Origin of the sequence: Polyangium sorediatum (genome assembly GCF_029946465.1) — a bacterium.
Taxonomy (GTDB): domain Bacteria; phylum Myxococcota_A; class Polyangia; order Polyangiales; family Polyangiaceae; genus Polyangium; species Polyangium fumosum.
The window spans coordinates 35,700-49,716 of sequence record NZ_JARZHI010000039.1; the positions used below are offsets into that span (position 1 = coordinate 35,700).

Genomic DNA, 14,017 nt, shown 5'->3' on the forward strand with positions numbered 1-14,017 from the left:
GCCCCGACGGGCCTCCCATGCCCGCCCCGAAGCTCCCACGTGCTGCGGAGCGGCCCTTCTGCTAGAGGCTCCGCCAGATGGGCTACCCTCTCGAGGTTGCGCTCCGGTACCTGGGGAGCAAGAAGCGCGCGTTCATTTCGGTTGGCACGGCCTTCGCGATCCTGGGCGTCACGCTCGGCGTGGCCGCGCTCGCCACCGTGATGAGCGTCACGGGCGGCTTCCAGGCGCAGTTCCGCGAGAAGGTCCTCGGCGTGAACGCCCACGTGCTCGTGCTGAAGTACTCCACGGATTTCCGGGAGTACCGCTCGATCATGGAGCAGGTCGCCAAGGTGCCCGGCGTCAGCGCCGTGGCGCCGTTCAGCATCAACCCGATGATGCTGACCCACGGCGACGCGACGGCCACGGGCGTGCTTCTCAAGGGCGTCGATCCCGCGACGAGCCTCGGCGTGGGCATGCCGGAGGGTTCGCCGTACGTCCTGGATCTGCCGAAGCAGGTGAAGTTCGGTTCCCTGAGCGGCCTGCGCCTGCCCGGCGCGAAGCCGCCCGAGCGGCGGAGCGGGGGGCCGGAGCTGCCGCCCGTGCCGGTGCTCCCGGACAAACGTTCGCTCGATGCGGACGCGGGCGCCGACGGAGGCGGGGGCACGCAGGGCTTGCTGCGCGCGATCGAGGAGGATCTGCGCAGGGCCGAGAAGGCGGCGCCCGCGCCCGACAAGGAGAAGCTCGAACCGAGCGGCGGGGGCATCGAGGAGATCCTCGCGATCGAGGCCGGCAAGCTCGGCGGCCCGGACAAGAACGAGGCCGACAAACCGAGCGTGGCGGACGACAAGGTCGCCGCGGCGGACGACGTCGCGGACGCGGGCGTCGCGGACGGCGCGCCCGTCGGCTCGGTCGAGCCGGAGGGCGGCTACGCGAGCAAGCTTCCGGACGACGACGACGTGCCGAAGGAGATCGATCCCGACCTCTGCGCGGATCCCGCCGTGGTCGCGAAATTGCCCGGCATCGTGGTCGGCGTCTCGCTCTCGAAGACCTTGAAGCTCGGCCTCGGCGATTGCGTCACGGTCACGTCGCCGACGATCGGCTACTCGTACTCGGGCGGGTCGCTCAAGCCCCCCGTGGCCAAGCGGTTCCGCGTCATCGCGCTCTTCGAGGCCGGCTTCGATCAGTACGACTCGAAGCTCGTCTACACCGACCTCTATGAGGCGCAGGCCTTCTACGACCAGGGCGACACGGTCACCGGCGTGGAGATGAAGGTCGACGACATCGACGAGGCCAAGCCGATCGCCAAGCAGATCAGCCAGAACCTCGCCAGCGGCCTCTACCACACGATGGACTGGGAGGAGCTGAACCACGGCCTGTTCACGGCGCTGCTCATCCAGCAGATCCTCATGAGCGGCGTGCTCGCGCTGATCATCGTCGTCGCTGCGTTCACCGTCGTGGCCACGCTGATCATGGTCGTGCTCGACAAGACGAAGGAGATCTCGGTCCTCAAGGCGATGGGCGCGACGGACGGGGAGATCCTGCGCATCTTCCTCTACCAGGGCGGGATCATCGGGCTGCTCGGCACGACGTTCGGGCTCCTGCTCGGCGTGCTCGTCTGCAAGGGCCTGCTCGTCTACGGCTTCCCGCTCGATCCGAAGGTCTACTTCATCTCGGAGCTGCCCGTGCAGGTGCGGCCGCTCGAGTTCGTCATCACAGGCGCCATCGCCATCGTGATCTGCCTCGTCGCCACGATCGTCCCGAGCCTCTACGCCGCCCGCCTCCGCCCCGCCGAGGGCTTCCGCGCTCAGTCGTGATCGGATGATCCGTCGTCGTCGATCGGCAGCGTGAACGAGAACGTCGTCGTCTTGCCGGGCTCGCTCTCGACCCTCATCCGGCCGCCGTGCGCCTCCACGAGGCCGCGGCAGATGTAGAGGCCGAGCCCGAGCCCCTTCATCCGCGTCGCCCCCGCGAGCCCCCGCTGAAACCGCGAAAAGAGCCGCGGCATGAGCTCGGGATCGATTCCCGGCCCCTCGTTGCACACCCCCAGCACGATCTCCCCCGGCACGATCTGCAGCCGGAGCGCGATCGGCGTGCCGGGTTTGCCGTACTTCACCGCGTTCGAGACCAGGTTCTCCACCACCTGCTGGATGCGCGCCGCGTCGACGTGCACGAGCGGCGCGTCCCGATCGATCGAGAGCCAGACGCGCGCGCGTGCCTCGTCGTCGGCCATGTCCTCGACGATCTGGCGCAAGAGCGCCGGCAGGTTCGTCGGGGCCCGGACGAGCTCGAGCTTGTGCGTGTCGAGGCGCGAGAGGTCCGAGAGATCGTCGGTCATGCGGATGAGCCGCTCGGCGCTCGCCCGGATCCGCTCGACCTTGCACTTGACGTTCGGCTCGACGACGTAGCGGACCAAGTGCGCCGCGGTCGCGAGGATCGTGGTCACGGGCTGCCGCAGGTCGTGCGCGACGATGCTCGTCCACTCCTCTCGTAGCCGCGCGAGCTCCTTGATGGCAGTGATGTCGCTGAAGAGGACCACCGCCCCGTGGATGAAGCCGCTCTCGTCCCGCACGGGCGAGGCGTTGACGAGCGTGTGCATCCTCGTCCCGTCCGATTGCTTTCGGATGAGTTCGCGCCCGATGACCACCTCGCCGCGCAGCGCGCGCTCGATGCTCAGATCGCCGGGCTCGACCGGCGTGCCGTCCGGGTACGTGACGACGCTGCGCAGGGCGTCGAGGTTCGGCGTGGCGTCGACGAGGTTGCCGATGAGCAGGTCCGCCATGCGGTTCTGCGTGATCCGCGGCGACGCGACGTCCTGCCAGAGCTGGATGCCGACCGGCGAGCTCTCGATGACGGCCCGCAGCCAGCGGCGCTCGTCCGCGAGGGCCCGCCGCCCCGCCTCCCGCTCGCGCTCCGCGCGGCGGAGGTCGGTGATGTCTTGCACGACCCCGAGCACGTTGCGCGGCCGCCCCGCCTCGTCCCGCGTGAGCATGGCCTCGACGCGGACGATCCGGAGCTCGCCGTCCGGCCGGAGGACCCGGTGCTCACACGAAAAAGGCTCGCCTTTCTCGAGGAGCGAGCGGAAGCCGAGGAGGACCCGCATCCGATCCTCGGGGTGGAGCACGCTTGCGAGCGTCTGGTGCGGCTCAGGGCCCGCGCGCGGCGGCAGGCCGAAGATGCGGTAGACCTCCTCCGACCAGCACGACTCCCCCGTCGCCGCGTCCCACTCCCAGTGGCCCACGTGCGCGACGGCCTGCGCCCGCGAGAGGCTCTCGCGGCTCCTCCGGAGCGCCTGCTCGGCGCGGCGCTGCTCGGTCACGTCCTGGAGCGTGCCGACGATCCGCACGGCCTTGCCCGCGGCGTCGCACTCGATGTCGGCCTCCTGGTGGAGGAGCCGCTCCTCGCCGTCCGGGCGGCGGATGTGGAGGTCGACCGAGAAGCTCCGGCCGGTCTCGAGCGCCGCTTCGTAGGCCGCGCGCAAGCGCGCCTGCTCTTCGGGGCTCATCCGCGCGCTCAGGATCGCGTTCGCGTCCCTGAGCGTGCGCGGGGTGGGGGAGGGTTCGAGGCCGAGCAGGCGGTAGCACTCCTCCGACCAGCGGACCTCGTTCCCGCGGATGTCCCAGTCGATGCTGCCCACGCGCGCGACCCGCTGCGCCCGCGAGAGGCTCTCGTGGTCGCGCCGGATCCGCGTTGCGGCGCGGTTCTGCGCTGTCACGTCGGAAAACCCGGCCACGTGGCAGCCGGGGACGACGTTCGCGCGCGCGTGATACGCGACGTCGATCGTGCTGCCGTCGCCCCGGACGAACGTGAAATGGCCGGATTGAATTCCTTCGACCAAAAACTGCCGCCAGAGCTCCTCGAACCGGGCATTGCCGTGGGCCGGCGTGATTTCGTGGATCGAGAGGTTCAGCATCTCCTCGCGGCTCCGGCCGAGCAGGCGGCAGGCCGCGGCATTCGCCTCGACGAAGCGGCCCTCGTCGTTCGCGACGAGCAGGCTGCCCATCGCGGCGTCGAAGAATCGTTGAAACGTGAATTGCCAGGCCTCGGCTTTGGCTTCGGCCTCGGCTTGCGCCTGCTTCTCCGCGAGCACGCTCGCCGCGAGGCCGGCCAGCGCTTCGAGCGTGTCGCGGGTCTTGGGGTGGTTCGGTCGAGCGACGCCCGCGACGAGCGCGCCGACCCGTCCGCCGGGGAGGTCGACGGGCGCGGCGATGAAATGGCGTACGCCGCTCGCCGCATGGGCCATGCGGACGTCCTCGGGCGCGATGGGCGCTCGGGCGTCGACGGCCTCGGTCGTGCCGTCGCGGACGACGCGCGCGAAGAGGCTCGACGCGGTCATGGGGATGCGGTGGAGCGGCTCGGGCCATTCCGGCGGGCCGCCGCGATGTGCGACGAGCTCGAGCGCGCGCCGCTCGTTCGGCAGGTAAAGCAGGAGAACATCGGCTTCGAGCGCGTGGAGCGCCGCCGTGTACAGGCGCTCGAAGGGCTTCGCCACGGATTCGCGTGTCCAGTCACGCGCGGCAGAGCCCTCCATGGCATCCGGCCCGGGGCCGGTGCCCATGCCCATCCATGCTGGCCAGGTTGTTCCCCTCCACTTGCTCACGTGAGCGCCGCTGGTTTGCTGAACGAACCATGAAGCTAACACAAGCAGAATCGATCGAGAGTGGCTCGTCGAGCCTGCGCGTGCCTCCGGTTTGCGCGGGGATGCGTCCGAACGCGGGCGTGCCACGTGCCGCGGACGGCGGCTCGGCAGGGCGGCGGCGCTTCAGCCGGGTCGGTTGTAATTCGTGTCTTCGAGGAGGATGACGTTCGTCTTCGAGCGGGTCTCGCCGACGTTCGTCACGTAGACGGCGGGCTTGTCCTGAACGGGACAGACCTTTTCGCAAGCGCCGCAGCCGATGCAGAGCGAGGGGTCGACGTGCGGGCGCTGCACGTGCACGGTGGTCATCCCGGGCTCCTTGCCGTCCTCGCCCGCCATGGGCAGGCGCTTCGGGATGTCGACCTCCTCGACCCAGATGGCCTTGGGCGAGGTGGGGCAGAACTCTTCACAAACGATGCACGGCGTGGCCATGGCCCAGGGCAGGCAGCGGCCCTGATCGTAGAACGCGGTGCCAATCGAGATCGGCTTCTGGTGGATGCCGAGCTTCTGGTCCTCGGTAATTTTCTGGATCGCGCCGGTCGGACAAACCTGGCCGCAGAGCACGCAGGAGTGCTCGCAATACCCGATGCGGGGGATGAGGATCGGCGTCCAGATGCCCTCGACACCGGCCTCGAAGAACGCCGGGTGCAGGGCGTTGTTCGGGCAAACCTTCATGCATTCGGCGCAGCGGATGCAGCGCTCGAGGAACTCGCGCTCCTCGACCGAGCCGGGCGGCCGGATGACGCGGTGGTCGTAGTTCGCGTCGATGACGTCGGCGATGCGCATCGCCGGGATGACGACGGCGCCCGCCGCGGCCGAGGCAAGGGCGGTGCGGCGGCCCGTGTCCGGCTTCGAGATCGTGCTCTTGCGGGTCGGGAGGAAGCGGAACTTGATCACGTCCTCCGGGCAGGCGTTCTCGCAGTTCAGGCACATGTGGCACTCGTCCTGGCGCCACTTCACGCCCCCCTGCGGCGAATCCGCGCCCTGGCAATGCACGATGCACAGGTTGCAATCGGTGCACTTCGCGTGGTCCTTCTCCATGCCGAAGAGCGCGAAGCGGGCGAAGACGCCGAGGAATGCGCCGAGCGGGCAGAGGACGCGGCACCAGAACCGCGGGATCACGCGGTTCATGAACAGGATCGCGACGAGCAGGATCCCGATGAACCAGGTCTGGTGGAAATAAAACTGCTTCGATTGCCAGACGGTCTGCGCCAGGAAATCCTGCGCGGCGTCGGTCGCGCCCTGGACGGGGCGCACGCTGGCCTGGCCCGCCGCGACGCTCGCGACGCCCATGATGTACTGGAGGGCCGGGATGACGCCGAGCCCGATCGCGCGGACGGCGACGCAGATCGGATCGAAGAGACCACCAATGGCGCTTCCTGCGACGCTCGCCGCGAGGAAGGCGTAGAGCAGGTAATACTTCACCTGCTGCCGCGGCGCGGTCTTGTTCGATTCGACGCGCTTGTTCCCGCGCAAATAACGGGAGGGGAAGATCCAGCCGAAGAAATGGTGCAGCGTGCCGAACGGGCAGATCCACCCGCAAAAGACACGGCCGAAGACGAGCGTGACCGCGAGCAGGCCGACGGACCACGCGAGCCCGCGGTAGACCGTGTGCGTCGAGAGGAGCGTCATCGCCGCGACGAACGGGTCGGCGAGCAGATACGCCTCGACGGGCAGGGGCAAGCGCACCGCGGTCTCGGCGGACGCGAACGAGCCGCGGAACGCGGTCTGGAAGAGGAAATAAAGAAACAGCGCGAGAAAGCCGGCCTGCGAGACGCGGCGCACCCAGACGAGGATGCGGATCGACAAACGCGCCTCGATGCCCGAGCCGGGGCGCCCTTTCACCTTGGCGGGCTTGGCAGGCTTCGCAGGCGGGGCCTTGGTCGTTCCGACGACAGCGGGAGCGGCCATCGTCAGACCTCCACCCAGCGCAGGTCTTTCCAGTGCATCGTGCCGAGCCCGCGTTCGTGGGCCATGCGCAGGTACGGGATCTCCTCGGGCGTACGGCCGATGAGCTGGCAGCCGTACGCGTCGACGGCGACCTGATCGACCGACGCGAGCAGCATGCGCATCTCCTTCGCGTCGGCGATGTTGCCGCCCTGGGGGCCGTTGCGCACGAGGACACGCCAGGCGTCGACGATCGTGAGCGTCGGTTGCATGAACGTCGCGAGATCCGCGATGGAGACGTCGATGTTCTGGTGGAGCCGGTTGCGGCGCCCGCCGAGCGAGCCGTACCAGTTCTTCATCGCCGCCGTGTACTTCGAGAGGTTGTGGTGCTTGGCGATGGGGACGTTGATGACCTTGTCCGCGTTGATGAGCGGCGTGTAGACGGGCCACTCGTCGAGGACCTCGCCCTTGAGGCGCATGCCGCGGAAGCGGTGCGCCGCAGGGAGCACGACCTCGGCGCCGACGTCGTACGCAGCCTTCCAGATGCCGGAGCGCTGAAAACAGCGGTTCGGCTCGTTGCACGAGGCGTCCGTGACCACGACGCGCTTCGCGCCCGCGTCGTAGGCGAGCTTGACCACCTCGGCGACGACCCGCGGGTTCGTGTTCGCCGCGTGGATCGGGGTGCGATCCCAGCCGATGTTCGGCTTCACGACGACGATGTCGCCGCGCGAGATGAAGCGGCTCATGCCGCCGAGCGCGGTGAGCGCCTTGCGCACGAGCGCCTCGGGCTCGGCCTCGTTCTTCGCGATGACGAGCTTGGGCAGCTCCGCGGGCGCTTCCTTGAGCCGATAATCCCGCGTCTGCGGTCGATCCTTCGAGGGTCCCTCCGCGATCGAGCCGCGATCGAAGCGCATCTTCGCGAGGGCCCCGGCCCCGCCGAGCACGAGCCCCACGGCGGCGAGGCGCTCGATCATCTCACGGCGCGAAATGTTACGCATCGGAAGCTTTCCTACGGATAGCAAGGCCGCGCCGGTGGAACAAGCGGGCCGCGCTCCGGAGAAGCTAGTGGGCAGGGGAGGGGTCGTCGACGAGGATCGACCGCGGAAACGGGGCTACGGGGTCGGCGGCGCGGGTGGTGTGGGTGGAGGCAGTGGAGGCGGCGGAGGCGGCGGAGGTGGTGGAGGCGGTGGGGGCGGGCCCACGGAGGCGAGCGACGTGAGGGCGGGCGGAGGCGAGACGGACGCGGAGGCCGCGGGGATCATCGCGCCCGACCCGGAGGGCTTCATCTCGGCGCGGAGTTTGTCCCGCTCGTCGGCGCACGTCTTCTGCTCGGCGACTCCGCGATCCCGCTCCTCGGTGAGCTTCTTCAGCTCCTCGGCCTTCTTTTCGGCGAGGGCTTTCTGCTCGTCGCGCTCGTTTCCCAGGGCGACGCGCTGTTTGTCCCACTCGGCCTCGCGGCCCTTCCACTCGGCCTCGGCCTTCTCGGCGGTCTCCTCGCACGTTTGCAGGCGCGCCGCGCCCTGGTCGCGGAGCCTCTTGATCTCGATGGCGCAATCGAGCTCGCTGCCCGACTCGCAGAGCTTCATCTGCGCGTCGAGCTGCTCTTCGCAGAGTTTCTTGTCCTTGCCCCAGGACGCCTTGCACTTGCCGACGTCCGTCATCGCCGTCTTGTAGGAGGCGTTGCAGATCTCGATCTGATCGAACTGCCGCGCGCCTTCGGCCCGCGCGCGTTCGAGCTCGGTCGCGAGCTTGAAGGTTTCTCGTTTGGAGAAGGCGACGACGGCGCCCGCGGCGGCGAGGAGCAAAAGCGCGCCCGCCGACACGCGGAAGGCCTGGAGCGCGGCGCGTTGTTTTTGCCGTTGCCGCTCCTCGGCGCGGGTGATCGCGCGCTCCGGTTCGAGCAGGACGTCGAGCTCCTCGGCGAGCTCGCTCATCGCCGGCCGCTCGCGCGGATCGTGCGAGAGCCACCGCGCGAGCGCCTGATCGATCATGCCGCGCGCCTCGCCCCGCACGTCGGGGAGCGCGCCCGCGGGCAGGGGGTGTTTCGCGCGGACGTCGAGCGCCCGTTCGAGGTCGTCCATCGTGTTCGCCGAGGCGCCCGGGAAGTGGTCCTCGCCGACGAGCGAGACGAGCAGCGTCGCGGCGAGGCAATAGGTGTCCATCTTCTCGCTGATGGGCAGATCCCCGGGGTTGCCCTTCATCGCGGCGAGCTGCTCCGGCGAGGCGTAGAGCGCCGTGCCCGCGACGAACGTGCCCTCGCGCTCCGCCGCGACGCCGAGGTCGAGCAAGATCGGGTGCACGCGCCCGCCGAACGTGGCCAGGAAGATGTTGTCCGGCTTGATGTCCTGATGCCGGAGGCCCGCCGCGTGGAGCGCTTCGAGGCCGCGGGCGATCGCGAGGACGACGTCGTGGGCCTCGCGCAGGCCGAGGGGCCCGCGTTCGAGCCGCTCGGCGAGGGTCTCGCCGCGGTAGACGGGCATCGTCAGCCACACGTACTCGGGCGTCGTGCCGTGGTCCTTCATCTGGACGACGTTCGGGTGGCCGACCGTCGCCAGCATGACGAGCTCGCGCTCGACGTTGCGGCCGGCGAAGTGCGATCGCGGCAGGATCTTCAGCGCGACCTGGTGCTCGGGGACGTCCTCGCGCTGGGCGACGTAGACCTTGCCGAACATGCCGGCGCCGAGCAGGCGCTTCAGGCGGTAGACGCCGCCCACGACGTCGTCGATGGTCGGCATGATGACCACCGAGGGCGGGCTCGCGCTCTCGTGCGGGAGGGCCCCGGCGCGCTGGGAGTCGTCCACGACGGTCACGGCGTAGGCGTGCACGGTGACGGTGGCGCGGAGGTTCGAGCTCTTCACGGCGAGAACGAGCGTACCGCGATGCCTCCCCGCGCCGCGAGAAAGCAGCAGTGTGCCCCGCGCTGGCTCGGCGCGTGCAAGCCCCTCGGGCAGGCCCTGGCAGCCGAGCAAGGACGTGCCGCTCGGGGCAAGATCTCCCCGTTGCGTGGTTCGGGGTGAGCTTGCAACCTGCGCTCCCTAGGGAAAAGGAGCATCCTCCATGACGACGGGAGCGAACGTGAAACTGCTGGTCCCCATCGACTTCGAAGCCGCATCGGCCAAGGCGCTCGCGCTGGCGAAGGATCTCGCCGCGCGCCTCGGCGGCCAGGTCGTGCTGGTGCACGCCTACCAGCTCCCGGTCTACACGTACCCGGGCCTCGAACCGACGCTTCTCCCCGGCTTCCACACGGAGGTGGCCGCGGCGGCGCAACGCGCGGTGGAGCAACTCGCGCAGCAGGAAGGCGTGTCCGCGGTGCTGCGCCAGGGCGATCCCGCGACGGAGGTGCTCGCGGCAGCGGAGGAGCTCGGCGCGACGATGATCGTCATGGGCACGCACGGGCGCACCGGCGTCGCACACCTGATCCTCGGCAGCGTGGCGGAGAAGATCGTGCGGAAGAGCCCGGTCCCCGTGGTGACGGTGCGGGAGGACTGAACGACCCGGGGGGGTTCGGATGTCGCAGTACCGTCTCGCTGATCTCGGCCTTCTGCCGAACGTCCTCAGCGCGTTGCGCCTGCCGCTCGCGGCGGTCTTCCCGTTCGTCGTCGACGACGTGCGGGCCGCGCTCGCGGTGCTGTTCGCGGCTGCGCTGACGGACGTGCTCGACGGGTGGCTCGCGCGGCGGCGGGGGCAGCTCACGGCCGTGGGGGCGGTTGTGGATCCGATCGCGGACAAGGTCTTCGCGGTGACCGTGGTGGTGACGCTGCTCTACACCCGGCGCATGCCCGCGTGGGCGCCCCTGGCCTTGCTTTCGCGTGAGATCCTGGAGGCGCCGCTGCTCGCGTGGGTGCTCATGAGCCCGAGGTTTCGCGGGGCGCGGCGGGCGGGGGCGCAGGCGAACGTGCCGGGAAAGCTCGCGACGTGCGTGCAGTTCGTCGCGGTGGTCACGGCGATCACGGCGCCCCATCTCGTGGAGGGCGCGCTCGTCGCGTCGGCGTGCGTGGGGACCTTGGCGGGCGTGTCGTACTGGACGCGCGAGATCGAGCGGGCGCGGAGGCTCGCGGGCGGGTCGCCGCGCGGGACCTGAGGCACACGAGCCCCTTCGCGCGCGACGCGGGCCCATGTAACGTGGCCGTCGCGATCCGAAGGCCTCCTCGACCAGGACGAACGATGCGACCGAAAGCGATCTTCGCGCTCTCCAGCGTGATCCTCGGGCTCTTGCCGGCTTGTTCCGCGGGCGCGCAAGCGCGCTCCTACGCGGCGCCCGCGCGATCGATGGGCGATGTGAGCACGCCCGCGGAGATCGTGGCCGTCGGCGGAGAGGAATCGCGCGAGGAAGCGCTTACGGCGAGCGGCGGCGATGAAGATGGGATCTCGCTCGCGAGCACGCCGGGGAGCCTCGCGCTGGGCCTGCGGCAGGCGGAAGGAAATGCGGCCCCCGCGCCTCCGCCGCCGCCGGCGGGGTCGAAGAAGGACCAGGCACCCCCGAAGGAGGCGCCCGGCGCGCAGGCGGCGCCGAGCAGCGAGGCGACGGGCAAGAAGCTCGAAGGCGACGGCACGGTGGCCGTGATGCGCGCGCCGATGCTCGTCTACACGGCCCGCGTGAACATGGCCGTCTACGAGGTGAAGAGCTCGCTCGGCGAGGTCGAGTCGCTCGCGCGGAGCCTTGGCGGCTTCCTCGCGCGGAGGAACGATCAGTCGATCACGATCCGCGTTCCGGCCGGCCGCTTCGACGAGGCGATCCGGCGCATCGAGAAGCTCGGCGACATGCTCTCGCGCGACGTACAGGTCGAGGACGTGACCGAGGAGTACCACGACACCGAGATCCGCCTGAAGAACGCGCGCGCCGTGCGCGAGCGGCTGGAGCAGCTCCTCGCGAAGGCGACGAAGGTCGAGGAGTCGATCCAGATCGAGAAGGAGCTCGAGCGCGTCGCCGAGACCATCGACCGGCTCGAAGGGCGCATGAAGTTCCTGCGCGATCGCGCGGCGTTCTCGACCATCACGGTGACGTTCCAGCCGCGGAGCTCGGCCGAGCTCGGCAAGCGTCGCTTCAACCTGCCCGTGCCCTGGATCTACGAACTCGGCCTCGGCCGGCTGCTCAGCCTGTGACGGAGGGTTTCGTGCGATTCCGACTTGGATCCATCGCTCTGTTCGCCCTGCTGCTCGTCTCGGCCTGCCGCCCCTTCGAGCCGGCCACGCCGCCCGGCTTCGTCGAGCTCGAAGACCGGTACGGCCGCTCCGAGTACCGCGCCACGACAGCCGACGGCGTGGTGATCGGCATCCGCGCGTTCGACAACGATCCCAAGGGCGAGCGCGCGTTCTGGGTGCGCGCCCTCGAGAACCGCACGCGTGACATGGGCGGCTATGCGCTGCTCGAAAAACGCGAGGTCAAGGATCGCGCCGGTCTCACGGGGACGCAGCTCCGCTTCGGTCACGATGAGGGCGACGAGCCGTACCTCTACTACCTGACGGTCTTCGTGACCGACGATCGCGTATTCATCCTCGAAGCGGGCGGGGCGCGGGCGCAGATGCAGCGGCTCGCCGAGCAGATCGACTGGTCGGTGAAGAATTTCCTCCATCGCTGACGCCATAGCTCGGCCCGTCCGCGCGGAGCCCCCGCGCGCTCGCGACGCGTCTTGCTTGCGCTCGGCCCCTTTGCTACCCCGCGTCTGGTGCGTCACCTCCTCCCGTTCGACCTTCGGCTCCATCGCCCGCGGCCAAGGTCGCTCGCCGGCGTCGCGTTCCTCTTGCCCGCGCTCCTCGCTGCGCCGGCGTTCGCGCACGGCGGGGGCGTGGCGAGCCCTCCGATCGAGGTCCCGCCGCCGCCGCCCGGCGACGGCGCGACGGCGGTCGGCGTCCTGAAAGACGTCGAAGCCAAGGCCCAGGATCCACGCTCGAAGAAGGCCGTCGCGGACGCGATTACGCGCTCGAAGAAGGCCCTCGAACGGGCGCACGGCGCGCGCGCGTCGGGGGACGTCCCGCATGCCCGGATCCTCGACGGGGTCGCGCTCGAATGGGCGGAGACGGCGCGGGATCTGCTTCGCGCGTCGGAAGCCGAGCAGGCGGCCGCGGCCGTCGCCGAGAAGGCGAAGGAGGCCTCGACGCAAGCCGAGCGCGCGCGCGCGTTGCTCGAAGAGACGCAGGCGCGGAGAGGCCGCGCCGAGGCCGAGCTCGAGCGCGCGACGGCCGAGGAAAAAGGGGCCCGCGAAGCCGCGGCGAAGGCCGAGGAGGCGCGCATCGCCGGGGGCAAGGGCAAGGACAAACCGGCCAAGAAGGACGACGCCAAGGCCCCGAAGAAGGCCGGCGGCGGCGCGCCCGCGGTCCCGAAGAAGGGGAAGGGGAAGTGATGAAGCGAATGCTCCTCGTGGCGCTCGTCGCGCTCGCCTCGGCGTGCGCCCCGGTGCCGCGCCCGCCGATCCTCTCCGAGGTCGACGCCGTCGATCAGGGCGCCGCGGCGAAGGAGGCGCGTGATCTCGCGCCGCTCGCCTATGCGCGCGCCGAAAAACACCGGAAGGAGGCGCATGCCGCGTTCGAGGCCGGCGACGTCGCGGGCGCGCAGCTCCACGCCGAGTGGGCGCTCGCCGCGTACGCCCACGCCCACACGCTCGCCCGCGTCGCGCGCGCCGAGGCCGACGCGAAGAGCACCGAGGCCGAGCTCGCTGCGCGACAAGCCGAGCTCTCGTCGCTCGACGGCGAGCAGACCCGCGCGGCCGCCGAGGTCGCCGCGCTCGAAGCGCGCATCAAGGTCGCCCGCGACGCGCAGCCCGTCGCGCCGTCCGGCCCCGCAGACGCCGCGCGCGAGAAGGCCCGCGTGGCCGCGGCGCGCTCGCTCGCCCTCGAAGCGCGCATGCTCTGCACGGCGGCGCGCCTGCTCTTGCCCGAGGTCCCGGCGCCGAAGGCGGACGTGCCCGCGCCCGTCGGCGCGCCGACCCGCGAGACGCTCGTCACCGAGCTCGACGAGGCCCAGCTCATCGTGAAGAAACTCGACGAGTCGCTCGCGCAGACGGGCCCTGCGCCGATCGATCTCGCGACGCGCGCCCGTTCGAGTTGCCTCACCGCGCTGACGGGCATGCGCCGCGCGATGACGCCGGTCACGCGCGCGCCGGGCGCGGGGGACGCGCTCCTCGGCGAGATCTCCGCCACGCGGGCGTTTTCGCCGTCGCGCGACGATCGCGGCATCGTGGTCACGCTGCGCAACCTCTTCGCCGGCGACAAGCTCACGCCGGCCGCGACCGAGCAGATCACGCGGCTCGGCAAGCTCGCGGCGCAGAACCCGCGGTTCCCGCTCGCGGTCGTCGTGCACCAGGACAAGGAGCCCGCGGCGAAGGAACAGGCGGCCGTGAAGGCGCGCGCGGACGCCGTCGCGGCGGCGCTCCGGGGGGCGAACGCGCCGCGGGTCGACGTCGTCCTCGCGGGCGCGGCCGCGCCCGTCGTCGATCCTGCGGGCAGCGATCGGGCGCGCAACGCGCGCGTCGAGATCGTCTTCGTCACCCCCGAGACATTCTAGTAGCATGCCCCCGCGCG

11 protein-coding genes are annotated in these 14,017 nt (G+C 70.4%); 7 read left to right on the forward strand and 4 right to left on the reverse strand.

Going from position 1 to position 14,017, the window contains the following annotated elements; all coding sequences use genetic code 11:
• Positions 1–77 precede the first annotated feature (77 nt).
• Positions 78–1,793 carry an ABC transporter permease gene (locus QHF89_RS32260; RefSeq protein ID WP_136971350.1) on the forward strand — a complete coding sequence of 572 codons (1,716 nt, stop codon included), beginning with the start codon at positions 78–80 and terminating at the stop codon, positions 1,791–1,793.
• On the opposite strand, the gene QHF89_RS32265 is transcribed toward QHF89_RS32260, so the two are convergent.
• The 4 genes from QHF89_RS32265 to QHF89_RS32280 form a co-directional block, all read right to left on the reverse strand.
• Entirely contained in the window at positions 1,784–4,534 is a 2,751-nt protein-coding gene (locus tag QHF89_RS32265; RefSeq protein ID WP_284721192.1) for a PAS domain-containing sensor histidine kinase, read from the reverse strand. The two genes, QHF89_RS32260 and QHF89_RS32265, sit on opposite strands and share 10 nt — an antisense overlap.
• 204 nt (positions 4,535–4,738) lie before the next feature.
• Positions 4,739–6,523 carry a 4Fe-4S binding protein gene (locus QHF89_RS32270; RefSeq protein ID WP_136971352.1) on the reverse strand — a complete coding sequence of 595 codons (1,785 nt, stop codon included), beginning with the start codon at positions 6,521–6,523 and terminating at the stop codon, positions 4,739–4,741.
• A 2-nt stretch (positions 6,524–6,525) separates the two neighbouring features.
• Positions 6,526–7,497, reverse strand: coding sequence for a DUF362 domain-containing protein (locus QHF89_RS32275; RefSeq protein WP_284721193.1), 972 nt, complete (start codon positions 7,495–7,497; stop codon positions 6,526–6,528).
• 114 nt (positions 7,498–7,611) lie between these two features.
• Positions 7,612–9,357: a serine/threonine protein kinase gene (locus QHF89_RS32280; RefSeq protein WP_136971353.1), complete on the reverse strand. Its 1,746-nt coding sequence runs from the start codon at positions 9,355–9,357 to the stop codon at positions 7,612–7,614.
• A gap of 217 nt (positions 9,358–9,574) precedes the next feature.
• Here QHF89_RS32280 and QHF89_RS32285 point away from each other — a divergent pair, with 217 nt between their 5' ends.
• The 6 genes from QHF89_RS32285 (at position 9,575) to QHF89_RS32310 (ending at position 14,000) form a co-directional block, all read left to right on the forward strand.
• Entirely contained in the window at positions 9,575–9,988 is a 414-nt protein-coding gene (locus QHF89_RS32285) for a universal stress protein (protein WP_232379529.1), read from the forward strand.
• Positions 9,989–10,007: 19 nt separating this feature from the next.
• Complete coding sequence (locus QHF89_RS32290; RefSeq protein WP_136971354.1) at positions 10,008–10,580, forward strand: CDP-alcohol phosphatidyltransferase family protein; 573 nt, start codon at positions 10,008–10,010, stop codon at positions 10,578–10,580.
• An 83-nt stretch (positions 10,581–10,663) separates the two neighbouring features.
• Positions 10,664–11,602, forward strand: coding sequence for a DUF4349 domain-containing protein (locus QHF89_RS32295; RefSeq protein WP_284721194.1), 939 nt, complete (start codon positions 10,664–10,666; stop codon positions 11,600–11,602).
• Between the two features lie 11 nt (positions 11,603–11,613).
• Positions 11,614–12,078, forward strand: a complete 465-nt coding sequence (locus QHF89_RS32300) for a serine/threonine protein kinase (protein WP_232379531.1) — start codon at positions 11,614–11,616, stop codon at positions 12,076–12,078.
• Between the two features lie 87 nt (positions 12,079–12,165).
• Positions 12,166–12,840, forward strand: coding sequence for a hypothetical protein (locus QHF89_RS32305; protein WP_136971355.1), 675 nt, complete (start codon positions 12,166–12,168; stop codon positions 12,838–12,840).
• Positions 12,840–14,000, forward strand: a complete 1,161-nt coding sequence (locus QHF89_RS32310) for a hypothetical protein (protein WP_136971356.1) — start codon at positions 12,840–12,842, stop codon at positions 13,998–14,000. Before QHF89_RS32305 ends, QHF89_RS32310 begins: the two co-directional genes overlap by 1 nt.
• Positions 14,001–14,017: the final 17 nt, after the last annotated feature.